Origin of the sequence: Pandoraea communis (assembly GCF_902459745.1) — a bacterium.
GTDB lineage: Bacteria > Pseudomonadota > Gammaproteobacteria > Burkholderiales > Burkholderiaceae > Pandoraea > Pandoraea communis.
The window spans coordinates 81,703-107,545 of sequence record NZ_CABPSJ010000004.1; the positions used below are offsets into that span (position 1 = coordinate 81,703).

The 25,843-nt window shown below is 62.4% G+C and carries 23 protein-coding genes and 1 pseudogene; 14 read left to right on the forward strand and 10 right to left on the reverse strand.

Annotated features, from left to right (window positions below):
- Window positions 1–86: 86 nt before the first annotated feature.
- Window positions 87–899, forward strand: a complete 813-nt coding sequence (gene pyrF, locus PCO31110_RS15020; protein ID WP_150585699.1) for an orotidine-5'-phosphate decarboxylase — start codon at window positions 87–89, stop codon at window positions 897–899.
- 223 nt (window positions 900–1,122) lie between these two features.
- Here pyrF and PCO31110_RS15025 read toward each other — a convergent pair whose 3' ends face one another.
- The 3 genes from PCO31110_RS15025 to thiL all read right to left on the reverse strand — a co-directional run bounded on the left by PCO31110_RS15025 (window position 1,123) and on the right by thiL (window position 3,305).
- On the reverse strand, window positions 1,123–1,626 hold the full coding sequence (locus PCO31110_RS15025; protein WP_010803968.1) for a CinA family protein: 504 nt from the start codon (window positions 1,624–1,626) through the stop codon (window positions 1,123–1,125).
- A gap of 159 nt (window positions 1,627–1,785) precedes the next feature.
- Window positions 1,786–2,307 carry a phosphatidylglycerophosphatase A family protein gene (locus PCO31110_RS15030; RefSeq protein ID WP_010803969.1) on the reverse strand — a complete coding sequence of 174 codons (522 nt, stop codon included), beginning with the start codon at window positions 2,305–2,307 and terminating at the stop codon, window positions 1,786–1,788.
- Window positions 2,304–3,305 (reverse strand): thiamine-phosphate kinase, encoded by a 1,002-nt coding sequence (thiL, locus tag PCO31110_RS15035; protein ID WP_010803970.1) that lies wholly within the window; start codon window positions 3,303–3,305, stop codon window positions 2,304–2,306. The genes PCO31110_RS15030 and thiL overlap by 4 nt, the downstream gene beginning before the upstream one ends.
- Window positions 3,306–3,775: 470 nt before the next feature.
- Here thiL and PCO31110_RS15040 point away from each other — a divergent pair, with 470 nt between their 5' ends.
- From PCO31110_RS15040 to PCO31110_RS15050, 3 genes are all read left to right on the forward strand, one after another.
- Window positions 3,776–6,079: an NADP-dependent malic enzyme gene (locus PCO31110_RS15040; RefSeq protein WP_150690782.1), complete on the forward strand. Its 2,304-nt coding sequence runs from the start codon at window positions 3,776–3,778 to the stop codon at window positions 6,077–6,079.
- Between the two features lie 295 nt (window positions 6,080–6,374).
- On the forward strand, window positions 6,375–6,770 hold the full coding sequence (locus PCO31110_RS15045; protein ID WP_010803972.1) for a guanyl-specific ribonuclease: 396 nt from the start codon (window positions 6,375–6,377) through the stop codon (window positions 6,768–6,770).
- 7 nt (window positions 6,771–6,777) lie between these two features.
- Window positions 6,778–7,326: a barstar family protein gene (locus PCO31110_RS15050; protein WP_036664343.1), complete on the forward strand. Its 549-nt coding sequence runs from the start codon at window positions 6,778–6,780 to the stop codon at window positions 7,324–7,326.
- A gap of 374 nt (window positions 7,327–7,700) precedes the next feature.
- Here the strand turns inward: PCO31110_RS15050 and PCO31110_RS15055 are convergent.
- Both PCO31110_RS15055 and gstA read right to left on the reverse strand, forming a co-directional pair.
- Window positions 7,701–8,292: pseudogene (locus tag PCO31110_RS15055) on the reverse strand (LysR family transcriptional regulator); the annotation flags it as partial.
- A 15-nt stretch (window positions 8,293–8,307) separates the two neighbouring features.
- Window positions 8,308–8,913, reverse strand: coding sequence for a glutathione transferase GstA (gene gstA / locus PCO31110_RS15060; protein WP_010803976.1), 606 nt, complete (start codon window positions 8,911–8,913; stop codon window positions 8,308–8,310).
- Between the two features lie 132 nt (window positions 8,914–9,045).
- Between gstA and PCO31110_RS15065 the strand changes: the two genes are divergently transcribed.
- Window positions 9,046–9,939, forward strand: a complete 894-nt coding sequence (locus tag PCO31110_RS15065) for a LysR family transcriptional regulator (RefSeq protein WP_174979588.1) — start codon at window positions 9,046–9,048, stop codon at window positions 9,937–9,939.
- Between the two features lie 427 nt (window positions 9,940–10,366).
- Here the strand turns inward: PCO31110_RS15065 and PCO31110_RS15075 are convergent, their stop codons facing one another.
- From PCO31110_RS15075 to PCO31110_RS15090, 4 genes are all read right to left on the reverse strand, one after another.
- On the reverse strand, window positions 10,367–11,005 hold the full coding sequence (locus PCO31110_RS15075; RefSeq protein WP_150690783.1) for a YidB family protein: 639 nt from the start codon (window positions 11,003–11,005) through the stop codon (window positions 10,367–10,369).
- Window positions 11,006–11,054: 49 nt separating this feature from the next.
- On the reverse strand, window positions 11,055–11,792 hold the full coding sequence (locus tag PCO31110_RS15080; protein ID WP_150690784.1) for a 16S rRNA (uracil(1498)-N(3))-methyltransferase: 738 nt from the start codon (window positions 11,790–11,792) through the stop codon (window positions 11,055–11,057).
- Window positions 11,793–11,870: 78 nt separating this feature from the next.
- The gene (locus tag PCO31110_RS15085; RefSeq protein WP_010803980.1) at window positions 11,871–12,293 is read right to left on the reverse strand and encodes a VOC family protein; all 423 of its coding nucleotides are present in this window, start codon (window positions 12,291–12,293) and stop codon (window positions 11,871–11,873) included.
- 141 nt (window positions 12,294–12,434) lie between these two features.
- The gene (locus PCO31110_RS15090; protein ID WP_174979590.1) at window positions 12,435–13,352 is read right to left on the reverse strand and encodes a spermine/spermidine synthase domain-containing protein; all 918 of its coding nucleotides are present in this window, start codon (window positions 13,350–13,352) and stop codon (window positions 12,435–12,437) included.
- Window positions 13,353–13,549: 197 nt separating this feature from the next.
- Here PCO31110_RS15090 and tkt point away from each other — a divergent pair, with 197 nt between their 5' ends.
- On the forward strand, window positions 13,550–15,562 hold the full coding sequence (gene tkt / locus PCO31110_RS15095) for a transketolase (RefSeq protein ID WP_010803982.1): 2,013 nt from the start codon (window positions 13,550–13,552) through the stop codon (window positions 15,560–15,562).
- Between the two features lie 28 nt (window positions 15,563–15,590).
- Window positions 15,591–16,601, forward strand: a complete 1,011-nt coding sequence (gene gap, locus PCO31110_RS15100; RefSeq protein WP_010803983.1) for a type I glyceraldehyde-3-phosphate dehydrogenase — start codon at window positions 15,591–15,593, stop codon at window positions 16,599–16,601.
- 299 nt (window positions 16,602–16,900) lie between these two features.
- Here the strand turns inward: gap and fur are convergent, their stop codons facing one another.
- Window positions 16,901–17,332: a ferric iron uptake transcriptional regulator gene (fur, locus tag PCO31110_RS15105; RefSeq protein ID WP_010803984.1), complete on the reverse strand. Its 432-nt coding sequence runs from the start codon at window positions 17,330–17,332 to the stop codon at window positions 16,901–16,903.
- Window positions 17,333–17,498: 166 nt separating this feature from the next.
- Between fur and PCO31110_RS15110 the strand changes: the two genes are divergently transcribed.
- The 7 genes from PCO31110_RS15110 (at window position 17,499) to PCO31110_RS15140 (ending at window position 25,594) form a co-directional block, all read left to right on the forward strand.
- Entirely contained in the window at window positions 17,499–18,179 is a 681-nt protein-coding gene (locus PCO31110_RS15110) for an outer membrane protein assembly factor BamE (protein ID WP_246189854.1), read from the forward strand.
- Between the two features lie 28 nt (window positions 18,180–18,207).
- The gene (gene dapB, locus PCO31110_RS15115) at window positions 18,208–19,005 is read left to right on the forward strand and encodes a 4-hydroxy-tetrahydrodipicolinate reductase (RefSeq protein WP_150585758.1); all 798 of its coding nucleotides are present in this window, start codon (window positions 18,208–18,210) and stop codon (window positions 19,003–19,005) included.
- Window positions 19,006–19,303: 298 nt separating this feature from the next.
- Window positions 19,304–21,898, forward strand: coding sequence for a leucine--tRNA ligase (leuS, locus tag PCO31110_RS15120; protein WP_010803987.1), 2,595 nt, complete (start codon window positions 19,304–19,306; stop codon window positions 21,896–21,898).
- A 95-nt stretch (window positions 21,899–21,993) separates the two neighbouring features.
- The gene (locus PCO31110_RS15125) at window positions 21,994–22,509 is read left to right on the forward strand and encodes an LPS-assembly lipoprotein LptE (protein ID WP_036664525.1); all 516 of its coding nucleotides are present in this window, start codon (window positions 21,994–21,996) and stop codon (window positions 22,507–22,509) included.
- Window positions 22,510–22,520: 11 nt separating this feature from the next.
- A complete protein-coding gene (holA, locus tag PCO31110_RS15130; protein WP_150690786.1) occupies window positions 22,521–23,600 on the forward strand; it encodes a DNA polymerase III subunit delta in 1,080 nt (359 codons plus the stop codon).
- 95 nt (window positions 23,601–23,695) lie between these two features.
- Window positions 23,696–24,964: a glutamate-5-semialdehyde dehydrogenase gene (locus PCO31110_RS15135; protein WP_150690787.1), complete on the forward strand. Its 1,269-nt coding sequence runs from the start codon at window positions 23,696–23,698 to the stop codon at window positions 24,962–24,964.
- Window positions 24,965–24,985: 21 nt separating this feature from the next.
- Entirely contained in the window at window positions 24,986–25,594 is a 609-nt protein-coding gene (locus PCO31110_RS15140) for a HutD/Ves family protein (protein ID WP_010803991.1), read from the forward strand.
- The last annotated feature ends 249 nt before the right edge of the window (window positions 25,595–25,843 follow it).

Sequence of the window (25,843 nt, forward strand, 5' to 3'; positions counted from 1 at the left end):
TAAAATAGCGGCCATCGCTGGATGGAACCAGTCTCGAATCACCCTCCGCCGGACTACTGCCGCCGGAACCCCGCCGGAACCCCGTCATGACATTCACCGAAGTTCTCAACGCCGCCTGGACGCGCAACAATTCACTGCTTTGCGTGGGACTGGACCCTGAGCCGTCGCGCATCCCCGCACATCTGCAAGGTCAGCCCGACGCGATTTTCGAGTTCTGCCGCCAGATCGTCGATGCTACCGCGCGCTACGCTTGTGCTTTCAAGCCGCAGATTGCCTACTTCGCCGCACATCGTGCCGAAGACCAGCTCGAGCGGCTGATTGCGCACATTCACGCCGATCATCCGGGCCTGCCGGTCATCCTCGATGCCAAGCGCGGCGATATCGGCAGCACCGCCGAGCAGTACGCGCGCGAAGCATTCGAGCGCTATCGTGCCGACGCCGTGACGGTGAACCCGTATATGGGTTTCGACTCGCTGGAACCGTACCTCGCGCATGCCGATAAGGGCGTGATCGTGCTGTGCAGGACGTCGAATCCGGGGGGCAGCGATCTGCAGTTTCTCGATGTCGACGGCAAGCCGCTGTATCAGACGGTGGCGCGTTTGGCGGCGGGGCCGTGGAATACGAGCGGTCAGATCGGTCTGGTGGTCGGTGCAACGTTCCCGGCGGAAATCGCGACCGTTCGCAGCATCGTTGGCGATATGCCGTTGTTGATCCCAGGCGTGGGCGCTCAGGGCGGCGACGTCGAGGCGACGGTCAAAGCCGGCCGTACCGCCAACGGCACGGGCATGATGATCAATTCGTCGCGAGCCATCATCTATGCCGGTCGCGACGAGCAATTCGCCGAGGCTGCGGCGACGGCTGCGCAGAAGACGCGCGACAGCATCAACGCTTATCGCTGATCGGGTGTCGTATTGATGCGCGAGTCGTCGACGTCATTGTCCAATACGTAACGGCAGCCAAGTCGGGCTTTACCACCGCGCCATCGGTGATGACGCCCCCAAAAAAACAGCGCCTTGCGAGTGAATCGCAGGCGCTGTTTTTTTATGATTGCCGGATGGCTGCGTTCGCGCAGTCTTGTGCTCTCCGCTGCGCGTTTGGCGCGACGCGGGACGAGCCCGGCAGCTACGCTTCGGCTTTGTCGAGCAACTCGATAACGCCACGCAGCGCGTGTAGTGCCGCCTGACTGCGCACCTGCGTGCGATCGCCCTTGAACTGCTTCGTCTCGACGAGGGTCGTGACGCGGTTGCTCCACGCGAAGCACACCATGCCCACGGGCTTATCGGCTGTGCCGCCGCCAGGACCGGCGACGCCAGTGATCGACAGCGAGATCTGTGCACGGCTATTGAGTAGTGCACCTTCGGCCATAGCGCGTGCCACGGGTTCGCTCACAGCGCCATGCTTCTCGATCAGTTCGGCCGGAACACCAATCATCTCGGACTTGGCTTGATTCGAGTAGGTGACGAAGCCGCGCTCGAACCAGTTGCTGCTGCCGGAAATGTCGGTGATCGCAGCGGCGACGAGGCCACCGGTGCACGACTCGGCCGTCGTTAGCATCAGGCGTTCGTCACGCAGACGGTTGCCGACCTTTACCGACAGTTGAGCTAGAAGATTTTGTTCGGAGACCACGGGACGACGCCTTCAAAAAGTCTATGCAACGAATACGTAACGGGCGCGGGCGAGGCATTTGCGGGACGCCCGTTGTGGCGCTGTCTCAGTGTGACCCCACAGCGAAAACCCGGCAGGCACGCCGCCGTCACGCCACTGTCACCACGGTAGAAAGGCCGGTCAGATCGAGCGCCACAACGCAATCACGAGCAGCGTGCAGAACGCGGCGACGAGATCGTCCAGCATGATACCGAGGCCGCCCTTCACCGTGCGATCGAAATAACTGATGGGCGGTGGTTTGACGGCATCGAAGAAGCGGAACAGGACGAACGCCACCAGTTGGCCACCGAAGCTCGCCGGGGTAACGAACAGCAATACGATCCAGAACGCGACGATCTCGTCCCAGACAACCGCGCTCGGGTCCTGTATGCCGAGCTTGCGTGCCGTAAAGCTGCAGATCCAGATGCCGCCAATAAGGGATGCGGCGATCAACACGCCCCATCCGGTGACGGTCAGATACAGATTGAGCACCAGATACGACGCCCACCCGAACAGTGTTCCCACGGTGCCTGGCGCGAATGACGACAGGCCTGTGCCGAAACCGAGCGAAAACAGGTGCGCGGGGTGCGACAGCAGGAAACGCGAGGTCGGCCGGCGCGGGCCGCTGCCCGGGTTGACGGCGGCCGTTTGATCAGTGCTCATTGGAAATGGTCGAAACTTTTGTAATCGGCAGCGACGGCCGCGCCAGTCTTGTCGTGAAGATGCAGCATCGTTTGGCGCGTGTCGGGAAGCGCTATTGTACCGATACGCGTGAGACGTATGCCAAGTTCGTCACCGATCGCCGCGATTCGAGGCCGTTGGGCGCTGTCGGCGCAAAAGCACAATTGATAGTCGTCGCCACCTGCGAGCGTGCAAAGGCGTTGAACCTCGCGGGTTTGCGATGCCAGCAGGGGCGAGCGTGGCAGGTCATCGACATTCACCTGCGCACTCATGTTCGAGCGCTCAAGAATGTGGCCGAGGTCGCCGAGCAATCCGTCCGAGACATCTAGCGCAGCACGTGCCACGCCTCGCAGCGCCAGCCCGAGTGCGATCTGAGGCTCGGGCCAGTCCATCGCGCGGCGCGCGAGCGCGAGATCGTCCGGGTGAAGCGACCATTCGTCGCGCAATGCACCGAGCGCGAGCCGGGCATCGCCGAGGGTGCCGGAGACCCAAATGTCGTCGCCGGGCCGCGCTGCATCGCGACGCAGCGCCTGGGGGCCCGGCACACTGCCGAACACCGTCACGCAGAGATTGCGCGGACCACGTGTGGTGTCGCCACCAACCAGCGGGCACGCGTAGCGGTCGGCCAGCGCCGAGAGGCCTTGCGCGAATGGTGCGAGCCACGCGGGATCGCTGTCGGGCAGGGCGAGGGCCAACGTGAATCCCATGGGACGTGCGCCCATTGCCGCCAGATCCGACAGGTTGACGGCGAGCGTTTTGTGGCCGAGTGCGCGCGGATCGGCATCCGCGAAGAAATGACGGCCCTCGACGAGCATGTCGGTCGAAATCGCGAGTTGCTCGCCTGCCGGCGGGTGCAGCAGGGCGCAGTCGTCCCCGATGCCGAGCGTCACATGCTCACCCTGGCGTGTTGCGTGGGCGAAGAAGCGGTCGATCAGCGAGAACTCGGACAGCGGCGAAGGTGACGGGATTGTCGTGGTCATGGGTACCGGTACAACCGTTGCCAGCGCTTTGGCGGGATGCGTTGCATTGCAGCGCGGCTGCGTGGCAACGTGAGGCGTCAGGCGGCGGGCAGTGAGTAAAAGTGTAGAGGCGTAAAAGGGTGAAAAGGGTGAAAAGGGTGAACGGGCTGCCGAAATGCACAACGCGAACCCCTATTCTAAGAGGCTGCTCCCGCTTTCCCAAGTGGACAACCGGGGCCCGTCACGAATTCAGCCTATCTCTCATGATCCTCTCGGATAACACCTGAGTCGACCTTCATCCCTCGTCTGAAATGGCAGATGATGGTGCAATGCAGCGTTGATTTCACATGGATTTATGACCACTATCGTCGTGGAAATGCAGTAACGCAGGTGCGGCCCTTATCCGTTTTTTGCATAAATTGCGCGAATAAATGGGGCTACAATTCGCAGTGAAAATTTGACTCATTCTGCTCGTCCAAGAGCCTCTCCCCATGCCCACGCCGATCGATCCGAAACTGCGCGAAGCTGCGCTCGAGTATCACGAATTTCCCACGCCCGGCAAAATCGCCATCGCGCCGACCAAGCAGTTGCTCAACCAGCGCGATCTCGCGCTGGCGTACTCGCCGGGCGTTGCGGCCGCGTGTGAGGAAATCGTCGTCGATCCGCTCAATGCATCCCGTTATACGGCGCGTGGCAATCTGGTCGGTGTCATCTCGAACGGCACTGCCGTGCTTGGTCTGGGCGACATCGGTCCGCTGGCATCGAAGCCGGTGATGGAAGGCAAGGGCGTGCTGTTCAAGAAGTTCGCCAATATCGACGTGTTCGATATCGAGATCGACGAGAAGGACCCCGAGAAGCTCGTCGACATCATCGCCGCGCTGGAGCCGACTTTCGGCGCGATCAATCTTGAAGATATCAAGGCGCCCGAGTGCTTCATCGTGGAGCGCAAGCTTCGCGAGCGCATGAAGATCCCGGTCTTTCACGACGATCAGCATGGCACGGCCATCGTGGTTGCTGCCGCACTCATCAACGGCCTGAAGGTTGTCGGCAAGGAACTGACGTCGGTGAAGGTAGTTACGTCCGGCGCGGGCGCCGCCGCACTCGCGTGTCTGGACCTGCTCGTCGACATGGGCCTGCCTATCGAGAACGTCTGGGTGACGGATCTGGCGGGTGTGGTGTATGAGGGCCGTACCGAACTGATGGATCCGGAAAAGATCCGTTTCTCGCAAAAGACCGATGCCCGCAGCCTTGCCGAGGTGATCGGCGGCGCAGACGTGTTCCTCGGCCTGTCGGCTGCCGGCGTGCTCAAGCCGGAAATGGTCAAGACGATGGCCGATCAGCCGCTGATCTTCGCGCTGGCCAATCCGAACCCGGAAATCACGCCGGAACTCGCGAAGGAAGTGCGCCCGGATTGCGTGATGGCCACCGGTCGCACCGACTACCCGAATCAGGTCAACAACGTCCTGTGTTTCCCGTTCATCTTCCGCGGCGCCATCGATGTTGGCGCGACGACGATCACGCGCTCGATGGAAATTGCCGCCGTGAACGCACTGGCGGAATTGGCGCGTCAGGAGCAGAGCGATATCGTGGCGTCGGCTTACGGTATCAAGAACCTGTCGTTCGGCCCTGAATACCTGATTCCGAAGCCGTTCGATCCGCGTTTGCTGGTCAAGGTCGCCACCGCTGTGGCCGAAGCGGCGATGGCCGCTGGTGTCGCCACGCGCCCGCTCGCGGATGTGGATGCCTACTCGCAGTCGTTGCAGCAGTTTGTGTACCACAGCGGCAGTCTGATGAAGCCGCTGTTTTCCGTGGCGCGCAGTGTGCCCGCCGACAAGAAGCGCATTGCGTTTGCCGAGGGCGAAGAAGAGCGTGTGCTGCGTGCCGTGCAGGTACTCGTGGACGAGCGCGTGGCGACACCGATTCTGGTGGGGCGCCCGGCCGTGATCGAACATCGCATCGAGCAATATGGTCTGCGCCTTACGCCGGGTGTCGATTTCACCGTCGTCAATCCGGACCACGACGAGCGCTATCGTGATTACTGGGAGACGTATCACCAGTTGACCAATCGCAAGGGCGTGACGGCGTCGTACGCACGCGTCGAAATGCGCCGGCGCACGACGCTGATTGCCGCCATGCTGGTGCGCAAGGGCGAGGCCGACGGCCTGATCTGCGGCACGGTGTCGACGCCGGGCCGTCACCTGCACTTCATCGATCGCGTGATCGGTAAGCGCGCGGGCGGCCACGTGTACGCCGCGATGAACGCGCTCATTCTGCCGAATCGCCAGATTTTCCTGGTCGACACACACATCAACCAGGACCCGAGCGCGGAGGAACTGGCCGAGATCACGTTGATGGCGGCCGACGAGATTCGCCGTTTCGGCATCCAGCCGAAGGTGGCGTTGCTCTCGCACTCGAACTTCGGTACGAGCGATGCCAATTGCGCCCGCAAGATGCGCGAAACACTGGCGATTTTGCAAGAGCGTGCGCCAGAACTGGAAGTTGACGGGGAAATGCACGGTGATTGCGCACTCGACCCGGAACTCCGCGCTCGCATCATGCCGGACTCGACGCTTACCGGCGCTGCCAACCTGCTTGTCATGCCGAACATCGATGCCGCCAACATTGCCTACAATTTGCTCAAGACGGCAGCCGGCAACAATGTCGCGATCGGCCCGATCCTGCTAGGTGCGGCGAAGCCGGTGCATATCCTGACCGAGTCTGCGACGGTACGCCGCATCATCAACATGGCTGCGCTCGTGGTGGCCGATGCGGCAGCGCAGCAAGAATCGCGCTGATCTGACGAGGACGCAGGGCAGTTTGGCGCTGTTCGCCACACGTTAACGACAAAACGCCGCACCGATTCGGGGCGGCGTTTTGTCATTTTCGCGACGCATTTCACCCAGCGAAAATCTCCGTGTGGGTGCTTACTGTCGTGAAGACCCCTGTGTTTTCATGAATTTGTTGACTAGTTTGGTTGCAAAATGTAAGCCGACATTGATTCTCGGGAGCAATAGCGATAACCTTACGGCTTCACCCACCAGAACAAGTCCGCAGCGCAAAACGGCGTCGGGCGACAGGCTAGCTATGACAATGGCACGTTGGCTTCATCGGGGCATCGTGGCGCTGACGGCGGCTGGTAGTGTTTTTCTGGCGGGCAATACCGTGGCGCGCGAAACCGCGCCATACGTCACGGATCAAACGGCGGCGGTATCCGTTGCCGAGTTGCCTCGTGAAGCGCAGCGCACGCTGACGCTGATTGCTCAGGGCGGGCCGTTCCCCTATGCCAAAGATGGCATTGTGTTCGGGAACTACGAAAAGCGTCTGCCCAAAATGCCACGCGGCTATTACCATGAATATACGGTGCCGACTCCCGGTGCCCGCAATAGAGGTGCTAGGCGCATCATCTGCGGCGGCGACCAACGCACAGTGGATCCGTGTTACTACACGCAAGATCACTACAACAGCTTTAGACGCATAAGGGAATGACAGCAGTATGAGTGAGCCGGTTTTCGCACAGGAACGCGGGAAAGATCTTATGGCAGATCCATTCGGTGCGGGCGAGGGCAACTTGTTCAAGCAGGTGCTGGGCCTGCATGCTGTAGCGCGGGCCGGCCGCCGCCATACCTTATCGGAAGAGGGAGATATGAGTCTTTTCAAGACCGTCAGGCCGAATATCGTGCAGTCGATCCGCGCATTCCGCGTGCCGGAACTGGCCGCAGAGGCCGAGCGACTCGGGCAGCACTTCCTATACGCCAATTGTTCACAGGCGCAGAGCAAGGCCGAGGTGCTGGAGACGATTGCCACGTCGTTTCTATTTCCCAAGCATTTCGGGAAGAATTACGACGCATTGCACGACTGTCTCACCGATCTTGTCAGCCACTCTGGCCCGCAACCGGGTTTCGTGGTGGTGCTTGAGGGACTGCCGGTGGTGACGAAGTTCGATAAGGATGGCCGGGAAACGCTGCTTGATGTCTTCCGTGACGCTGCTGAGTTCTGGTCAGAGCGTCGTGTCAGTTTCCGTGTTTTCTACTCATTTGCCTGATCGCTACTGGTGTTATCGGCGGTGAATCCTCTCGAAATCGCCGCCTCTGACGTAGACAGATGAGTGCCGTGATGTGATCTTGTGTCATATCGAAGGCAAGAAAAAAGGTCCGCAATGCGGACCTTTTTTCATTTCACCATGACTCCAGTGCCGCATTTCGCTGGACTACGCCGAAGCTCGATACAGCAGATTTATCAATAAATTAGGCGCGTCCACCATATGCCGGTGCTTTCCGAAACCTGACCTGACTTCCCTGCTGGTAGCCCCTATGAGGCTCCCGGGAATCGGGCCATTCCGAGGAGTCATCATGGCAAAACTCAAGCTCACCAAGCCTGCCTTGGGCCAGTACGGGGAATTGACCGTCGTCAGATGTGCGGGTCGCACATCACCAGCGGATACCGCAACACCTCTTCCAACGGGATGCGCTTGTGTGTCAATAGGGGAGGCCGTGCAGGAACGGCCCCTACCAGTGGATCGCTCCAGGCCAGTTCGGCCAGCAGGCTGTCGCCGGCTTCATCGGACTGAGCGAACCCCAAGTCGTACAGGTCGTCATGCAGCCCCTTGATCTGTTGCGACAACGGCACTTCGACCAGATGGATATCGACCTCGGGATCGTCCTCGTGGCACTGCATCAAGAAGGCGCTCAGGCGCGGCGATGTGATGCCATCGGACAGCGCCACACGAAGTTGGTTGGCCGTCGTAGCCGGCCGCGACGGCCTTGACACTCTCACGGGCCTGCTGAAAGGCAGTGAAGATGCGTGGGACGCGTTCCAGGAACATCTGCCCGGCGCGCGACAGGCGGGTGTGGCGCGAGTTGCGGATGAACAGGCGAGTGCCCAGTTCTTCCTCCAGTTCCCTGATGGCTCGCGACAGCGGCGATTGCTCGATATGCAACTTCTCCGCTGCACGGGCGAAGTGCAGTTCTTCGGCTACGGCCAGGAAGCAGCGCAGATGCCGAAACTCCATCACGCCCTCTCGTCGCTACTGCAAGGCTTCGGCCCGTAACGCGGCCTGCACGGCAGGCCGAGCGCCGACCCGCTTCACATAGGCCGGCAGCGCGGGCCAGCGGCTGAGGTCGATAGAGAAGAACTTGCACCAGCCCAGCACGGTGAACAGGTAGGCGTCGACCACGCTGAAAGCTGCACCTGCCAAATAGTCCTGCCGGCTCAGGGTGTCTTGCAGGTAGTCGAATCGCTTGAACAGCTTTTCGCGGAAAAACGCTTTGGCTTCCTCGGGTAACGCAGCGTTGAACAGCGGAGCCGAACCAGCGTGGATTTCGCTGGTGACGAAGTTCAGCCACTCTTGCAGGCGCACCCGCTCCCAGGTGCCCGCAGCCGGTGCCAGTCCGTTCTCCGGTTTGAGGTCGGCCAGGTACTGCACGACGGCTGGACCTTCGGTCAGGACTTGGCCGTCGTCCAACTCCAGTGCGGCGACGTAGCCCTTGGGGTTGACGGTGCGGAAGTCGCGGCCGTCGGCGGTCTGCTTGGTCTTGTTGTCCACCTTGACCAGCTCGAACGGTAGGTCTAGTTCGCGCAGCACGATGTGCGGGGAAAGCGAGCAGGTATAGGGGGCGTAATACAGCTTCATGAAGACTCCATGGGAAGTTGAAAGCCAGTCGCGCGGCACGTTGCCTTGCGCTGCATGCCACTGTGCTGGCATGGAGTCTTTCTGTAAAATTAATGTTTAATTTTTTATGTATTAGCTGGGCTACTGATATTCATGATGAACCTCCTGCACTGGCGTCTGCTAGTGGCTGTGGCCGAGGCGGGCAACATCTCGCGCGCTGCCGAGCGCGTGGGCATCACCCAGTCGGGTGCCAGCCAGGCCATCGCCCAGTTGGAAGCCGCGCTGGGCTTCCGGGTGTTCTCCCGGGAGCGGCGGCATGTCGGCGTCACGGCCCTGGGCGGACAGGTCATCGAGCACGCGCGCGCCATGCTGGAACGGCTGGACGCCATCCGTGTACTGGCCGATGACAGCCAAGGATTGAGCGGCGGACGCATCCGTCTGGCGAGCTTTCCGTCGGTGATTTCGACGCTGCTACCCGGCCTGCTGCGCGACTTCCAGCGCCGTCATCCCGGCATCGAACTGGTGGCACTGGAAGGTACAGACGAGGAAGTGGAAGACTGGCTGGCCGCCGGCACGGTGGAGTTGGGTGTGGTGCTGAACCCCGCACCGAGCCGGGCGGCGGCGGTGCTGGGGCACGATGCCTGGGTGGCGGTGCTGCCGGCCAGCCATCCGCTGGGGCGTCGCGCCAGCGAGAGCGGCGTCACTCTGGAAGAACTGGCCGCGCAGCCCTTCATCCTCGCCACCGGCGGCTGCGCCGTGAATGGGCAAAGGCTGGTCGAACAAGCGGGCCTGCACCTGTCAGACTTGCGGGTGACGGTGCGCGATTGGGCCAGCGCTTGCGTACTGGTGCGCGAAGGCATGGGCGTGGCGTTGGTGCCTGAATCGACCTTGCCCGATGAGCAGCGCGGCCTGCGTGTGATGCCGCTGGTGCCAGTAATCCACCGCGAGTTCGGTCTGGTGTGCTCGGATGCCGGGAAAGCGTCGCGACCGGTGCAGGCGCTGCTGGAAGGGCTGCTGTGCAAAGATGGCTCTCCCGGCAACAGATAGCTGCCGGTGCTATCCGATTGCAGGCCCGCGCTACCGCCGAGTACCGTCGCGGTGATCCACTGCCCCAGCCGCTGCTTGATCGCGAGCCTCCACGGCACTAGCGAGGAGCCTATGCCGTCTTCCAGCATCGCGTAGCGCCCGTTGGCGAGCACAGATAAGCGCCGGCCACATGTTGCCCCCCCGTGAAGGGATGATGCCCTTTCCAGCCTACGCTAGATATTGCTGTATCGCTTCAGGGTTCTCCGTCGCACTGTGCACCTATTTGGCCCCTGAGGCATAAGGCGTTGGAGGCAATCAGCCGCTGAAATCTGGCCTAACCTATTGCCCCACAAGACCTTTCACGCCGCTGCATAGGTCCGAAAAAACGTGACGGCGGACATTTTTCATTTCTGGCCGGGGGCCGACTATCCGACGCTTCGGTGCCACCTCAGCCGGTATGACCGCCAAGGAACTTCTGCGCGAGACTCGCCAGATCCAACTGGCCTTGCGGCAGGTCGCCGTTCGGCGTGAGTTGATTGACAACCTCCGGCAGAAGCGAGGACAACTGCTGTGCGGCGTCGTCCTGGCTGATGCCTGCGGTATCGGCCAGTTGTTGCAGTCGGCCGCCGGGCCCAAGCGCTTGCGCGACCTGATCGGCTGAGACGGGCTGGTTGCTTCCGGTACCGACCCACGAACGCATGGCGTCGCCGAGTCCGCCGGTTTCCAGCATCTGCGCGAGGCCGCCCAGACCGCCGAGCGCGCCAACCAAATCACCGGGGGAGGTCGCCTGGGCGTCTGAGCCCGTGGGCTGCGGTGCCTGCGCACCGCCCAGCAAGCCGCCCAGCAGGCCGCCGAGACCGCCACCGCCCGCTGCGGCGCCACTGCCGCCCAGCATTCCACCGAGTGCACCGCCTAGCGAACCGAGCAGGTCGCCGCCCTGACTGCCTTGACCTTGCGCGTTACCGGAGCGACTGGCGATCATCGCCAGCAAGCCCATCAGTAGCAGCATCTTGGTATTGCCGCCGCCGCTACCGCCACCGGCCTGATTGCCGGACACGCCGCCGAGAATGGAATCGAGGATACCCATGAGGAATTGCTCCTTAGGTTTGAGAAGCCGTTGATCGAGTCATCTATGCTTACCAACCGCCCCAGCGCGCGGCCAAAGCAGCGAGCACCGCAATGCCTGCCGTTTCCGTCCGTAAGATACGTTCTCCTAGGCGAATTGCCGCAAAACCGGCCTCCCGCGCAAGCGTTTCTTCCTGAGGTGTCAGCCCGCCTTCTGGGCCGAAGAGCAACACGCCAGATTCAGTCGGCGCTTCGTGCGGCAGCGAATCGAAACCGCTGTCCGCTCTAGGTGACAATAGTACACGCCATCCGTAGCACGTCATCGTGTTCTGCTCGCGTAACCATGGTCCGATCGGCCGGATCGGCAGGATGCGCGGCACGCGGTTTCGCCCGCACTGCTCGCACGCGGCTTGCGCCAGCGCTTGCCAATGCGCTACCCGTTTTGCGGCGCGCTCTGCATCGAGGCGGATCACCGAGCGTTCGGTGGCGAGCGGTTGGATGTCTGTCACGCCAAGTTCGATGGCCTTTTCGATCAGCCAGTCCATCTTGTCGCCGCCGGCGATGCCTTGTGCCAGCGTGACGCGATACGGCGCCTCCGTTTCCCGCGTATTGTGCTCTGCGAGCTGCGCCGTGGCGTGCCGCTTTTCCAGCGTCGTGAGTACGGCCGGATACTCGCCGCCCGTGCCGTTAAAAAGCGTGAGCGTGCCACCCGCCTTCAGGCGCAATACCTGAACGTGACGAACCACGGTGTCGGGAAGATCGAGCAGGGCGCCGGCGTGCAGTGGCGCATCGATGAAAAAGCGAGGCATACGGGCGAAAGGTGAAGGAAGGCTGCGAGGCCGGGCGATGGGGACAGAAGCATACCCCAACGCGATCGAAGCGAGCGTTTAGCCGCGCGGTGCCACGGGGCGAGCGAAGCCCCAGCGATACCCGTCCGGGTCTTCCAACTGGCAGAAGCGATCGCCCCAGAATTGATCGCTGGGTGGCATCAGCCCTTTTGCTCCGGCGGCAATGGCGCGGGCATATAACGCATCGACGTCTTCTGTATACACGTAGAAGCTCTGCGGCGCTTCCACGCCGGCGCTGCGCGGCGTGCGTGCCGTGCTGGCAAACGCGCCTTCGGGCGCGAACATCAGGATCAGTTGGCCCTGATAAAACATTTCGACATGCATGACCGCACCGTCGTCGTCCACCATGTCATGCATCGTGAAACCGAACGCCTGGGTATAGAACGTTGCGGCCGCTTTGGCGTCGCGCACGGTCAGATAAGGCGTCAACCACGGTACATGAGGCGGGCGGGAATCGGACATGACGGTGCTCCGGTAGGTCTGCCGGCGGGGGCAATGGGCGCGCGTTCCGAATCATGAAAACGGGGAAGGAACGGGCGTGGCCGACGGTCGTGACGAGCCCTCAATATACAAGGAACGCGTGTTCGCTTCACTCGCAGTGTGTCATCTTGATGCCGAGTGATCCGGCGAGCCGCCAAGCACATCCGTCAGTTCCGGCGGGACGTCGAACAGCGCGGCGTGCCGCGAGGGCGAATAGTGGCGCAGGGGTTGCAACGCGTCCGGCAGAGCGTCAGAGACGCTTGCGCGCACATCGAGAGAATCGCTGGCGAACACGAGTGCCCATTGCGTGCCATACAGTGGCACATACGTCGTTATGGGCTGGACGCAGGCGAACACCGAGCGCAGGGCGGCGAGCATCCGTCGCACCGGATCGGCCTCGAACCAGGGGGCTCCCAGTTGCAGGGCGATCCCGCCGCGTGGTGTGAGTAACGCGCGAATTTTGGCGAAGAACGCCGCATCGTGAAGCGTCGCCGCCTCGCCATCGGCTTCCGTCAGATCGAAAATCGCGGCATCGAATCGTTCGCCACGTGCGAGCGCGGCATCCACGAGATGCCGGGCGTCGCCGATGACGAGCGTCGTGCGCGGATCGTCAAATGCACCGTCGGCCAGCGCCGGCATGTACCGAAGGATTGTTGCGGGAACCTGAGCATCGAGTTCGGCAACGACGACCTCACGCACACTTGCGTGGCGCAACGCCTCGCGTGCCGAGCCGCCGTCACCGCCGCCGAGTATCAGCACGCGCTCGACACTGCCGTGCGCAAGCATCAGCGGGTGCACCATGCATTCGTGGCAGATATGCGCATCGGCGAGCGAGGCCATGAACCGGCCATCGAGCCGATAAGCGCGTCCGAGCGCGCCGAATGCCGGCAGATCCAGGATCTCGATGTGTTGGTGAGCCGTCGTGGCGGCGAATACCGGGTGCGCGGCGAACGAATAACCGGCCCACTGCCCGAGCGGTGCCGTGTAACGGGGCGGCGCGATGCCGGCTTCATGTTCGGGGACGTCACGTTTGGCGGGCATTGGCAGGGTAACTTCCTCTAATTTGGGGCGATTACGCCACTTTCTCGCATGATTCCACGTTCCCGCCGGTTGGGGAAGTTCGCCACGAACGACCCGGGCAAGTGCCGTATCTGGTAAAATCTCGGTCTTTTCCTGCATTTGAATTTCGCGCGGCAGCTTGCGGCAACGGGGCACGCCCGCTCTTTCGGCTGGTCACCATGACGAACTCCTCTTCTGCTACGGCTGCACTGATGGCCTCTGCCATTCGCGTCCTTTCCATGGATGCGGTCCAACAGGCCAACTCCGGTCACCCTGGCGCGCCGATGGGCATGGCCGATATCGCCGTTGCTCTCTGGGGCCGTCATCTCAAACACAACCCCGTCAATCCGCACTGGTTCGATCGCGACCGCTTCATCCTGTCGAACGGCCACGGTTCGATGCTCATCTATTCGCTGCTGCATCTGACGGGCTACGATCTGCCGATCGAAGAGCTCAAGCATTTCCGTCAACTTCACAGCAAGACACCGGGTCACCCTGAAGTGGGCGTCACGCCGGGTGTCGAGACGACCACCGGCCCGCTGGGGCAGGGCATCACCAACGCCGTGGGCTTTGCGCTCGCCGAGGCGCTGCTTGCCAAGGAATTCAATCGCCCGGGCAACGACATCGTCGATCATTACACTTACGCATTCCTCGGCGACGGTTGCCTGATGGAAGGCATCTCGCACGAAGCCTGTTCGCTCGCGGGCACGCTGCGTCTGAACAAGCTCATCGCGCTGTACGACGATAACGGCATCTCGATCGACGGTGACGTCGAGTACTGGTTTGCCGATGACACGCCCAAGCGCTTCGAAGCTTACGGCTGGAACGTGATTCGTGGCATCGACGGGCACAATGCCGACGCCGTGGATGCCGCCATCGCGCAAGCCAAGACATCGGACCGCCCGACGCTGATCTGCTGCAAGACGCTCATCGGCAAGGGGGCTCCTAACAAGCAGGGCGGTCACGATGTGCACGGCGCACCGTTGGGCGCGGACGAAATCGCTGCCACGCGCGCTGCGCTGGGTTGGCATCTGCCGCCGTTCGAAGTGCCGGCCGAAGTCTACGCCGCATGGGATGCCAAGGTGGCAGGGCAGAAAGCCGAAGCCGCGTGGAACGAGCGTTTTGCCGCCTATCGCAGCGAGTTCCCGGCAGAAGCCGCCGAGTTCGAGCGTCGTATGAAGGGCGAATTGCCGGGCGACTTCAAGTCGGCTGCCGCGGCATTGATCGCCAAGACCAACGAGAAGGCCGAGACGGTCGCGACGCGCAAGGCGTCGCAACTGGCTATTGAGGGTCTGGCAGCGGTGCTGCCGGAATTCCTGGGCGGCTCGGCCGACCTGACCGGCTCGAACCTGACGAACTGGAAGGCCAGCAAGGCCGTGCGTGCGAACGCAGAAGGCGTGCAGTTCGGCAACCACATCAACTACGGTGTGCGCGAGTTCGGCATGAGCGCCATCATGAACGGTATTGCACTGCACGGCGGATACATTCCGTTCGGCGGCACGTTCCTGACGTTCTCCGACTACAGCCGCAATGCGCTGCGTATGGCGGCGCTCATGAAGCTGCGTTCGATCTTCGTATTCACGCACGACTCGATCGGTCTGGGCGAAGATGGCCCGACGCACCAGTCGATCGAGCATGTCTCGAGCTTGCGTCTGATTCCGCAAATGGACCTGTGGCGTCCGTGCGATACGACGGAGACGGCGGTCGCGTGGGTGGCTGCGGTGGAGCGTCACGATGGTCCGTCGAGTCTCGTGTTCAGCCGCCAGAACCTGCCGTTCGTCCCGCGTGACGATGCGCAGATCGCCAACATCCGCCGTGGCGGCTACGTGCTGCGTGACGTGGCGAATCCGCAGATCGTGCTGATGGCGACCGGCTCGGAAATGGATCTGGCCCTCAAGGGCGCCGAAGTGTTGGCTGCCGAGGGGATCGCGGCGCGTGTCGTGTCCATGCCGTCGACCAATGTGTTCGACCGTCAGGACAAGGCGTATCGCGAGAGCGTGCTGCCGCGCGGTGTGCCGCGTGTGGCCATCGAAGCCGGTGTGACGGCATTCTGGCATAAGTACGTCGGCCTGGAAGGCGGCGTAGTCGGCATCGATACCTTCGGCGAGTCGGCACCGGCCGGCGTGCTGTTCAAACACTTCGGCTTCACCGTCGACCACGTGGTTGCGACGGTCAAGTCCGTGCTTGGCTGATTTCGTTAGACCTTACGGAGATACCCCCATGACCATTCGCGTCGCTATCAACGGCTACGGCCGTATCGGCCGCAACGTACTGCGTGCCCACTACGAAGGTGGTAAGAAGCACGACATCGAAATTGTCGCCATCAACGATCTCGGCAATGCGCAGACGAACGCTCACCTGACGCAATACGACACCGCTCACGGCAAGTTCCCGGGCACGGTGTCGGTCGACGGCGACTTCATGGTCGTCAACGGCGACAAGATCCGCGTGCTGGCCAACCGTAACCCGGCAGAACTGCCGTGGGGCGAGCTGGGCGTGGATGTCGTGCTCGAGTGCACGGGCTTCTTCACCTCGAAGGAAAAGGCCAGTGCCCACCTGAAAGGCGGCGCGAAGAAGGTCATCATCTCGGCCCCCGGCGGCAAGGATGTGGACGCCACCATCGTGTTCGGTGTGAACGAAGGCGTGCTCAAGTCGACCGACACGGTCATCTCGAACGCTTCGTGCACCACGAACTGCCTGGCGCCGCTGGTTCAGCCGCTGCATGAGAAGATCGGTCTGGAAACGGGCCTGATGACGACGGTTCATGCTTACACCAACGATCAGGTGCTGACGGACGTCTATCACGAAGACCTGCGTCGTGCGCGTTCGGCCACGATGAGCATGATCCCGACCAAGACGGGCGCCGCTTCGGCTGTCGGTCTGGTGCTGCCGGAACTGAACGGCAAGCTCGACGGCTACGCCATTCGCGTCCCGACGATCAACGTGTCGATCGTTGACCTGTCGTTCATCGCCAAGCGCGACACGACGGTGGACGAAGTCAATGCGATCCTGAAGGAAGCCGCTGAAGGTTCGCTGAAGGCCATCGCTACGTACAACACGGCACCGCTGGTGTCGGTCGACTTCAACCACAACCCGGCCTCGTCGAACTTCGACGGCACGTTGACCAAGGTGTCGGGCCGTCTGGTGAAGGTCAGCTCGTGGTACGACAACGAGTGGGGCTTCTCGAACCGCATGCTCGACACGACTGTCGCGCTGATGTCGGCGAAGTAAGCGCGTTCGACGCGAGTTGTAAAAAAAGCCGCTGTCGTGAGACAGCGGCTTTTTTCATTGGCGATCGCTTTCGGGATTCGTCCGGTATCGGATTCGGTGGCGGGCAATATTCCGCGATTCAGGTGAGAAGTGGGGGGGGAGCCTTGATCCGGCGATGTGCCCACAATGCCTGAGACGCACCGCACTTTACGGAGAGCTATCGTCAGCGAAGCGCAGTAACGTGGCGCTAAATGAGCGGCGGGGATGCGGGGAAAATCCCAGAACGCCCTTGCGGAAAGGCATTCTGACAGGGGCAATTTTTAGTTTTTTTGACGGTACGGGCACGGTTCCTTTGTGCAACTCCCGTACATGGCGAGCGAGTGTTCCTGAAGCTCGAAGCCGTTTTCCTTTGCAATCATCTTCTGGCGGCGTTCGATTTCTGCGTCGAAGAACTCTTCGACACGGCCGCAGTCAAGACACACTAGGTGATCGTGGTGATTGCCCTGATTGAGTTCGAAAACGGCCTTGCCGGATTCAAAGTTGCTGCGCGACAATAGTCCGGCTTGCTCGAATTGGGTCAGCACACGGTAGACCGTGGCGAGGCCGATGTCGAGATTTTCATTGAGCAGATGACGGTAGACGTCTTCAGCGGTCAGATGGCGCACCTTGGTACTCTGGAAAATCTCCAGAATTTTCAGGCGCGGAAGCGTGGCTTTCAGTCCGATATTTTTCAAATCGGCGGGATTCGGCATCGCTCTACGTCCCTAGAGTACAATACAGCCCCAATAATAATGCCTTTTTGCCTTGCCCGGGTGCAAACCGGGGCAAACGGGACGGTAATCGCCGTCAATGGGGGCGATGTGGCGGCGCGCCCGGCGTGCCGGAGTCAAGTTCGATTTTTTTGAAAGCGAGTCAGATTTGCGTCGTTATCTCTCCCTTCCGTTCTCCGTCTGTGCTGCGGCGGCATTCCTGGCGTTGGCCGGCTGCTCGACGTATGACAGCGTGACCGACAAAGTGATCGGCGTGGTCACGCCGTATCGAATCAACATCGTTCAAGGCAATTTCGTCTCGAAAGAGGCCTATGACCAGCTCAAAGCCGGCATGACCCGCGATCAGGTGCGCCAGTTGCTGGGCACGCCGCTGCTGACGGACATATTCCACGCAAACCGCTGGGACTACGTCTTCTACTTCAAGCGCGGCAATGCCTCCGTGGTGCAAGAGCGCCATCTGAGGGTGTATTTCGACGGCGATACGCTGGCACGTTGGGAGGGCGGCGAAAACTTGCCGACCGAGTACCAGCTCGTTCAGGAAATCGACGGCCAGAAGGGCAAGACCGTGAAGACCGAGGCGCCCGCGCCGTCGACCGCGAGCGCTGCCGCCGCTGAGGCCGCAGCACCGTCGCCGGATGCTGCCGCCATCGCACCAACAGCCGCACCGGCGGCAAACGGCGTCTCGACGGGGGCGGCCGCCCCTGCCTCGCAGGCCGCGTCTGCTGCTGGCGACAGCGCATCGGGGAGCACCGGCGCATCCAGCGGTACGGGGCTTGTTCCGTCGCCGGGCGTGACCTCTGGTGGTGGTCTGTTCTCGATGCCCAAGTAAGCGGTTGAACGTCTAAAGAATCACGATGATGAAAATTGCGATTGCTGGCGCCTCCGGCCGTATGGGCCGGATGCTGATCGAAACCGTCCTGGCGGCCGACGACGCCGAGTTGGTCGGTGCCCTCGATCGTGAAGGCAGCCCGGCACTGGGGCACGATGCCGGTGCGTTTCTGGGCCGCGAGACGGGGGTGAAAATCACCGCTGACCTCGACGCCGCGCTCGCCAACGCCGAATACCTGATCGACTTCACGCGCCCTGAAGGCACGCTGGCGCATCTGGCTGCCGCCGAAAAGCACGGCGTAAAGATGATCGTCGGCACCACGGGCTTTTCGGAAGAAGACAAGGCGCGTCTGGCTGCGGGGGCCGAGCGTGTGGCCGTCGTGTTCGCTCCGAACATGAGCGTTGGCGTGAACGCTACGTTCAAGCTGCTCGAAGTCGCCGCCAAGATTCTGAATACGGGTTACGACATCGAGATCATCGAAGCCCATCATCGCCACAAGGTCGACGCCCCGTCCGGTACGGCGTTGCGCATGGGCGAAGTCGTGGCCGAGGCGTTGGGCCGCGATCTGAAGGAATGTGCCGTCTATGGCCGCGAAGGCGTGACCGGCGAGCGCGATCCGTCGACTATCGGCTTTGCTACCGTGCGCGGCGGCGATATCGTCGGCGATCACACGGTGCTCTTTGCCGGCATCGGTGAGCGCATTGAAATCACTCACAAGTCGTCGAGCCGTCTGTCGTACGCGCAGGGCGCGCTACGTGCTGCCCGCTTCCTCGCGCAACGCAAGACCGGCCTGTTCGACATGCAGGACGTGCTGGGCCTGCGCTGATCCAGCGTTGGCTTCTGGTCAGGGAGCCGGCTGGGCGTATCGCGCGTGATGCGCCGGCCGGTCTCTGAAGTCCTTGAAAGGGTCGGACTTCACCGCTGATCGCACGACGCATCGGCGGGTTCCGGAGTCAAAGCGACCTAAAGGCCGCATCCCCTCGCAGCCGCCGCGCCGAATCCGCTCCCGGCGGCGTTATAATTATCGTTTTCCCCGGATTTGCCCTGAAAGTCTTGCGTGCCGCGCCATCTGTGCCGCATGTCAATGGGGGCCGACCGAGCCGAATCCTATCCGCCGACCCATCATGCAAGAAAAATACGTTCCCGCCGACGTCGAAGCCTCCGCCCAGTCTCACTGGCAGGCGATCGATGCCTATAAGACCACCGAGCGCGCGGACAAACAGAAATTCTATTGCGTCTCGATGCTGCCGTATCCGTCGGGCAAGCTGCATATGGGGCATGTGCGCAACTACACCATCAATGACGTGATGTACCGTCAGATGCGTATGCGCGGCTACAACGTGCTGATGCCGATGGGCTGGGACGCCTTTGGCATGCCGGCGGAAAATGCGGCCATGGCCAACGGCGTGCCGCCGGCCAAGTGGACGTACGACAACATTGCGTACATGAAGAAGCAGATGCAGGCCATGGGCCTGGCGATCGACTGGTCGCGCGAAGTTGCCACCTGCAAGCCGGAGTACTACCGCTGGAATCAGTGGCTGTTCCTCAAGATGCTCGAGAAGGGTGTCGCTTATCTGAAGACGGGAACGGTTAACTGGGACCCGATCGATCAGACCGTGCTTGCCAACGAGCAGGTGATCGACGGTCGCGGCTGGCGCTCGGGTGCGCTTGTTGAAAAGCGTGAAATCCCGATGTACTACATGCGTATCACCGAATACGCCGACGAATTGCTCGGCGACCTGGACGAACTCGGCTGGCCCGAGCGCGTGAAGGTGATGCAGCAGAACTGGATCGGCAAGAGCTTCGGCGTGAACTTCGGCTTCCCGTACGAACTCGACGGCGAGAGCAAGTTGCTGCGCGTGTTCACCACGCGTGCCGACACGATCATGGGTGTGACCTTCTGCGCGATTGCCGCCGAGCATCCGCTGGCCACGCGTCTGGCAGCCGGGCGTCCCGACTTGCAGGCGTTCATCGCCGAATGCAAGCAGGGTGGCGTCGCGGAAGCCGACATCGCCACGATGGAAAAGAAGGGGATGCCGACGGGCTTCTTCGTCACGCATCCGCTCACCGGCGACAAGGTTGAAGTGTGGATCGGCAACTACGTGCTGATGGGTTACGGCGAGGGTGCCGTGATGGGCGTGCCGGCGCACGATGAGCGCGATTTCGCGTTCGCGCGCAAGTATGGCCTGCCGATCAAGCAGGTTGTCGCGACGGCCGGCGAGACGTACTCGACGGAGGCCTGGCAGGCTTGGTATGGCGACAAGGAAGGCGGCACGCTGATCAACAGCGGCAAGTACGACGGCCTGGGCTTTGCGGCTGCCATCGACGCCATTGCCGCGGATCTCAAGGCGAAGGGCATGGGCGACAAGCAGGTCACGTTCCGTCTGCGTGACTGGGGCATTTCGCGTCAGCGCTACTGGGGCACGCCGATCCCGATCATTCATTGCGACGCGTGCGGTGCCGTGCCGGTACCCGAGAAGGATCTGCCGGTTGTGCTGCCCGAGGATCTCGTGCCGGACGGCACCGGCAATCCGCTCGCCAAGTCTGAAGCGTTCCTCAAGTGCGATTGCCCGAAGTGCGGCAAGCCGGCACGCCGTGAGACCGATACGATGGACACGTTCGTGGACTCGTCGTGGTACTTCTCGCGCTACGCCTGCCCGGACGCCGACAAGATGGTCGACGAGCGCACCAATTACTGGATGCCGATGGATCAGTACATCGGTGGCATCGAGCATGCGATTCTTCACCTGTTGTATTCGCGCTTCTGGACCAAGGTCATGCGCGATCTGGGGCTGGTGAGCTTCAAGGAGCCGGCGCAGAACCTGCTCACGCAGGGCATGGTGCTCAACGAGACGTACTATCGCGAAGACGCCTCGGGCAAGAAGACATGGTTCAACCCGCTCGACGTGCAAGTGCAATTCGACGACAAGGGCCGTCCGACCAGCGCGACGTCGAAGGCCGACGGGGCAGATGTGACGCTTGGCGGCATCGAGAAGATGTCGAAGTCGAAGAACAACGGGGTCGATCCGCAATCGCTGATCGATCAGTACGGCGCCGATACGGCACGTTTGTTCGTGATGTTCGCCGCACCGCCCGAGCAGCAGCTCGAGTGGTCGGGCGCCGGCGTTGAAGGCGCGAGCCGCTTCCTGCGCCGTCTTTGGGGCTTTGGTCAGTCGCAGGCTGCGCTGCTGCGTCAGACGGACGCCGCCATCGAGACGGCCAACCCGGCGGCTCAGGCGCTGCGACTCGAGATTCATAGCGTGCTCAAGCAGGCCAACTACGACTATCAGCGTGTGCAGTACAACACGGTGGTGTCGGCCGCGATGAAGATGCTCAACGCCATCGAAAGCGACAAGGGCGCTGCGGGCGCTGGCGCGGTGCGCGAATGCTACGGCATTCTGTTGCGCGTGTTGTACCCGGTGGTGCCGCACGTCACGCACGGTCTGTGGGCCGAGTTGGGCTATGCCGCCCAACAGGGCGATCTGCTCGACGCTGCGTGGCCGGAAGTCGACGAAGGCGCGCTGGTGCAAGACGAAATCGAACTCGTGTTGCAGGTGGCCGGTAAGGTGCGCGGTGCCGTGCGCGTGGCGAAGGACGCTTCGCGCGAGACCATCGAGCAAGCCGCACTGGCACACGAAATGACTGCCAAGTTCGGCGAAGGCAAGCCGGTGAAGAAGGTCATCGTCGTGCCGGGCCGTCTCGTGAACGTAGTGGTCTGAGGTGGCAGCCGCTGCCGCTGGTCGATGAATTGATGACGTTTGGTGACAAGAGGGCACATCACGTGCAAATCACATCCGGGCAACGAGGCGTCGGCGTGACGCGCAGGATTTTCGGCTGGGTCGCCTTGCTGGGCTGCGCGTTGACGCTGTCCGCGTGTGGCTTCCAGTTGCGTGGCGCAAGCGAGTACGCGTTCCATCGTCTATACATCTCGGGTGGCGGTCAGATGGCGACCGATATCTCGCGCTATATTCGCTACGGCAGCAAGGGGACGGTCGTTGTGACCGAACCCAAGGACGCCGATGCCCGGCTCGAAATCGTGAGCGCGACGGGGTCACGCTCGGCGATCAGTCTCGACGCAAACGGCCAGGCGCGCGAGTATGAAATGCGCGCCTCATTCACCTTTCAGCTCGTGACGCCGGACGGAACGCCGATCATTCCGTTGAGTACGATTCGCCTGACGCGCAATCTGCCGTATAGCGACAGCGAAACGACGGCACGCGACGCGGAAGCTGCGCTGCTCAATCGAGACATGCAGAAGGACGCCGTTGCTCAGATCATCCGTCGCATGGAAGCGGTAAAGTCCATGCCGGCGAAGAAGCCGGAAGAGTAACGCCTACCCTCATGCAACTGCGTCCCGACGCGCTCGACGCGCATCTCGCCAAGACCCTCTCGCCGATCTATACGATCTACGGCGACGAGAGCCTGCTCGTGCAGGAGGCGGTGGATCGCGTGCGCGCAGCAGCGCGTGCGGGGGGCTTCACCGAGCGTGACGTGCTCAGCGTCGAGCGCAGCTTCGATTGGGGCGCCCTTGCGAACGCGGGCCAGTCGATGTCGTTGTTCGGCGACCGCAAACTCATCGAGTTGCGCATTCCCGGCGGAAAGCCGGGCAAGGACGGGGGCGCTGCGCTCAAGGCGCACGCCGATGCTGCCAATAGCGACGTGCTGACCATCATCACGCTGCCCCGGCTCGATGCCACTGCGACCAAGTCCGACTGGTTTTCGTCGCTCGATCGCGTGGGTGTCACGATCAAGATCGATCCGGTCGACCGGAGCCGTCTGCCTGACTGGATCGCCCAACGCCTCACCGCGCAGGGACAGCGCGTCGAAGCCGGTGAGCCGGGACGTCGCGTATTGCAGTTCATCGCCGACCGCGTCGAGGGCAACCTGCTTGCGGCGCATCAGGAAATTCAGAAACTCGGCCTGCTGTACCCATCGGGTGTGCTGGCGTTCGAGCAGGTGCAGGATGCCGTGCTCAATGTCGCGCGCTACGACGTCTTCAAGCTCAGCGAAGCTGTGCTGGCCGGCGATGCCGCCCGGCTGGTTCGCATGCTCGACGGTCTGCGCGGCGAAGGCGAGGCCGCACCGCTCGTGCTGTGGGCATTGACCGAAGAGGTTCGCACGCTTGCCAAGATCACGCGCGGGATGGCAGCCGGTAAGCCGCTTGCCATGTTGCTGCGCGAATACCGGGTCTGGGGCCCGCGCGAGCGACTGATGGAGCAGGCGGCGAATCGCGCCACGCCGGCCATGCTTGCGCAGGCGTTGCAGTTGGCGGCGCGCCTGGATCGGCAGGTCAAGGGCCTGCGTGCCGATGGCCTGCCCGGCGACCCATGGGACGGCATGCTGCAACTCGGCCTGCTGCTCGCAGGCGAGCGACCGCCGACGGCGCGCTCCGCCCGCGCACCGCGTCCGGTGCACGCCTAGCGCGCCCTAATTCCCGCCAACGCCGGCTGCCTGCACTGGCTGCCAACAGAATGCAAAGGCGACCGAGTCGCCCAAAGAACTGCCGAACCGACGATATGGATATCAAAGCCTACATGCAATCGCTGGGCCAGCGTGCCCGCGAGGCGTCACGCGCCATGGCGCGTGCCGACACTGCCGCCAAGAATCGCGCATTGCTGGCGATTGCGGATGCCATCGAACGCGATGGTGCGACGTTGCAGGAAGTGAACCGCCGCGATCTCGAGCGGGCGCGCGCCAACGGTCAGGACGCTGCGTTCATCGATCGCCTCACGCTGTCCGACAAGGCGCTGCGCACGATGATCGAAGGGCTGCGCCAGATTGCCGGCCTGTCCGATCCCATCGGCGAGATCAGCAACGTGCGCGTGCAACCGAGCGGCATTCAGGTCGGTCAGATGCGCGTGCCGCTGGGCGTCATCGGCATCATTTACGAATCGCGCCCCAATGTGACCATCGACGCCGCAGCGCTTTGCCTCAAGTCGGGCAACGCGACCATTCTGCGCGGCGGTTCGGAAGCCATTGAGAGCAACACTGCGCTGGCAGCGCTCATTGCCCGGGCGCTAGCGGACACCGGACTGCCGGGTGACGCGGTGCAGGTGGTGAATACGCCCGATCGCGCGGCGGTCGGCGAACTCATCACCATGACGGAATATGTCGACGTGATCGTGCCGCGCGGTGGCAAGAGCCTGATCGCGCGTCTGATGCAAGACGCCCGCGTGCCCATGATCAAGCATCTCGATGGCATTTGCCACGTCTATGTCGACGGCCGTGCCGACCCGGCGAAGGCGCTGGCGATTTGCGAGAACGCCAAGACGCACCGTTACGGCACCTGCAACACGATGGAGACGCTGCTTGTCGATCAGCAGGCCATCGGCCAGTTGCCCGCCATTGCCCGCATGTTCCAGGGCAAGCAGGTCGAGTTGCGTGGTTGCGAACGCACGCGCGCAGCGCTGGGCAGTGCCGGCGTGACCGGGGCGGTGGCGGCGACCGAGGAAGACTGGTCGACGGAATACCTCGCACCGGTGCTGGCGATCAAGATCGTCGACGGCCTCGCACCGGCCATCGAGCACATCAATCGTTACGGCTCGCATCACACCGACGCCATTGTCACCGAGGACTACTCCGCTGCGATGCAGTTCCTGCGCGAAGTCGATTCGGCAAGTGTGATGATCAACGCCAGCACGCGTTTCGCCGACGGCTTCGAGTTCGGTCTGGGCGCGGAGATCGGTATCTCGAACGACAAGCTGCACGCCCGGGGCCCGGTGGGTCTCGAGGGCCTGACGAGTCTGAAGTACGTCGTGTTCGGTCACGGCGAAGTTCGCCAGTAATCGCGTCGCCAACTACGTCCTATGAAACTGCAAGTGCTCGGCCCGGCCGATTTTCTGAAGATGCCGTGGAAGAACGGCCAGGGTGTGACGACGGAGTTGGCCGTGGCGCGACGCGCTGGCGACGACGGCTTCGACTGGCGGATTAGTACCGCGACGATCGCGGCGCCGGGGCCATTCTCCGTGTTCGCGGGAATTGACCGTTCGCTGGCAATCGTCCGGGGCGGCACACTCACGCTCAACGTCGAGGGCCGTCCGGATGTCACGCTTACGACGCGCACGCCCCCCTACGCGTTTGACGGCGAGCTGAACGTGAGCAGCACCCCGGTGCTGGAAACTGCCGGCGTGCCCATCGACGACTTCAATGTCATGACGCGTCGTGCCGAATGGCAGCACACGCTGGCGCAGCATTGTCTCGATGGGGAGGCAGTGACGTGGAAGTTGCCAGCGGATGCCAACGCGATCGCCTTCCTTTATTGCGCGCACGGACAAGTACAGGTGACTTTCGCTGATGCTCAAGCCGTGAGCGTTCCCGAGGGGCATGCGTTGCGCATCGAAGGCGGTGACACTTGTGAATTGCGTGCCGACGCCGATCCTGCCGAAGTCTTCCTGACGACGCTCTCGCGACGCTAAACACCTGGCCCTGGCTTTGCGCACTACCGTCTCGTCGTGTGGCCGTTAGAGAAGCGCGGGAGGTGTCGGGGGGAGGCACTGAGGGCCTGTGAGGGGATGGACCGGGGCGCCTTTCTGCAGCGAGTTGGGTTTATGTCTGAGAGGCGGAAAGGGGCCCCGGTCCATCTGGAGGGCGGCGTTGAGGGGGAGAGGCAATCCCCACGCTGCCTGGCTGTGGCAAAGCGCGGCGAACTCCCAAAAAAAATGCCG

Coding starts and splice junctions, on each gene's coding strand:
- pyrF (WP_150585699.1), top strand. CDS start 87: ATGACATTCACCGAAGTTCTCAACGCCGCCTGGACGCGCAACAATTCA.
- PCO31110_RS15030 (WP_010803969.1), bottom strand. CDS start 2,307: ATGAGCACTGATCAAACGGCCGCCGTCAACCCGGGCAGCGGCCCGCGC.
- thiL (WP_010803970.1), bottom strand. CDS start 3,305: ATGACCACGACAATCCCGTCACCTTCGCCGCTGTCCGAGTTCTCGCTG.
- PCO31110_RS15040 (WP_150690782.1), top strand. CDS start 3,776: ATGCCCACGCCGATCGATCCGAAACTGCGCGAAGCTGCGCTCGAGTAT.
- PCO31110_RS15045 (WP_010803972.1), top strand. CDS start 6,375: ATGGCACGTTGGCTTCATCGGGGCATCGTGGCGCTGACGGCGGCTGGT.
- PCO31110_RS15050 (WP_036664343.1), top strand. CDS start 6,778: ATGAGTGAGCCGGTTTTCGCACAGGAACGCGGGAAAGATCTTATGGCA.
- gstA (WP_010803976.1), bottom strand. CDS start 8,913: ATGAAGCTGTATTACGCCCCCTATACCTGCTCGCTTTCCCCGCACATC.
- PCO31110_RS15065 (WP_174979588.1), top strand. CDS start 9,046: ATGATGAACCTCCTGCACTGGCGTCTGCTAGTGGCTGTGGCCGAGGCG.
- PCO31110_RS15075 (WP_150690783.1), bottom strand. CDS start 11,005: ATGGGTATCCTCGATTCCATTCTCGGCGGCGTGTCCGGCAATCAGGCC.
- PCO31110_RS15080 (WP_150690784.1), bottom strand. CDS start 11,792: ATGCCTCGCTTTTTCATCGATGCGCCACTGCACGCCGGCGCCCTGCTC.
- PCO31110_RS15085 (WP_010803980.1), bottom strand. CDS start 12,293: ATGTCCGATTCCCGCCCGCCTCATGTACCGTGGTTGACGCCTTATCTG.
- PCO31110_RS15090 (WP_174979590.1), bottom strand. CDS start 13,352: ATGCCCGCCAAACGTGACGTCCCCGAACATGAAGCCGGCATCGCGCCG.
- tkt (WP_010803982.1), top strand. CDS start 13,550: ATGACGAACTCCTCTTCTGCTACGGCTGCACTGATGGCCTCTGCCATT.
- gap (WP_010803983.1), top strand. CDS start 15,591: ATGACCATTCGCGTCGCTATCAACGGCTACGGCCGTATCGGCCGCAAC.
- fur (WP_010803984.1), bottom strand. CDS start 17,332: ATGCCGAATCCCGCCGATTTGAAAAATATCGGACTGAAAGCCACGCTT.
- dapB (WP_150585758.1), top strand. CDS start 18,208: ATGAAAATTGCGATTGCTGGCGCCTCCGGCCGTATGGGCCGGATGCTG.
- leuS (WP_010803987.1), top strand. CDS start 19,304: ATGCAAGAAAAATACGTTCCCGCCGACGTCGAAGCCTCCGCCCAGTCT.
- holA (WP_150690786.1), top strand. CDS start 22,521: ATGCAACTGCGTCCCGACGCGCTCGACGCGCATCTCGCCAAGACCCTC.
- PCO31110_RS15135 (WP_150690787.1), top strand. CDS start 23,696: ATGGATATCAAAGCCTACATGCAATCGCTGGGCCAGCGTGCCCGCGAG.
- PCO31110_RS15140 (WP_010803991.1), top strand. CDS start 24,986: ATGAAACTGCAAGTGCTCGGCCCGGCCGATTTTCTGAAGATGCCGTGG.